This window comes from Saccharopolyspora hirsuta (assembly GCF_008630535.1).
Taxonomy (GTDB): domain Bacteria; phylum Actinomycetota; class Actinomycetes; order Mycobacteriales; family Pseudonocardiaceae; genus Saccharopolyspora; species Saccharopolyspora hirsuta.
In genome coordinates, this window is record NZ_VWPH01000041.1 from 1 (window position 1) to 965 (window position 965).

At 65.0% G+C, this 965-nt stretch carries 1 protein-coding gene; it reads left to right on the plus strand.

The genetic code is table 11. The features are described from left to right. Positions 1-112: 112 nt before the first annotated feature. Complete coding sequence (locus tag F1721_RS34225; protein ID WP_150071002.1) at positions 113-955, plus strand: transposase family protein; 843 nt, start codon at positions 113-115, stop codon at positions 953-955. Positions 956-965: the final 10 nt, after the last annotated feature.

The following is a 965-nucleotide window of genomic DNA, read 5'->3' on the forward strand; positions in this document are numbered from 1 at the left end:
TGAGGTGATCTCAGTGGGGTGGGGGTGGCTGAGGGGCTGAAGAGGTGTGGGCGTGGGGTCCTGGTAGAAGAAGTCTCACCACAAGATCGTCTTCGTAGGACCAGGACCCCACGTGATCACCTATAGTGCCACTCTTGATGTCGCCGAGGAACTCGCCCTCTACCTCAGCGGGCTTCTGACTGACGAACGCAGGCGACGTGGGACTGCGGTCGGGCGGCGGGCGTTGTCGACGTTCCACCAGGCGGTCATGGGGTTGCGGTGGTTCCGCGATCGCACCGCCATCCCCGCTCTGGCCCGCGACAACAACATCTCCCGCGCGACCGGCTACCGCTATATCGACGAGGTCATCGACGTTCTCGCCGACAAGGCCCCGGACTTACACCAAGCCCTGCTCACCGCGAAAAACGACGGTGCCAGGTATGTGATCCTGGACGGCACACTGTTGCCGTGCGACCGGCTCGGTGAGAAGACCACTAGCGTCACCGGCACCGAGATCGACCGCTGGTATTCCGGGAAACACCGCCAGCACGGCGGCACCATCCAGGCACTGACCACCCCCGAGGGATTCCCGATCTGGGTCTCACCAGTCGAACCCGGCTCGGTCCACGACATCACCGCCGCCGAAAACCACGCCCTCGGCGCGTTGTACTGGGCCGCCTCCCAACTCGACCTGCCCACCCTCGCCGACGGCGGCTACCACGGCACCGGCGCCGGAGTCCACACCATCATCAAACGCTCCAAAGCCGCACACGTCCTCGGCAGCCCGCTCAATACCGATCACCGCACCTACAACCTGCTCCAACGCAGCCTACGAGCCCTGGGCGAACGCGGATTCGCCCTGCTCACCCAACGCTGGCGCACCCTGCAACGCATCACCGCCAGCCCCCGCAAAACCGGCCACATCGCCCAAGCCGCACTCGTCCTCACCCACCACGAACACGGCCGAATCCACTGAGATCACCTCA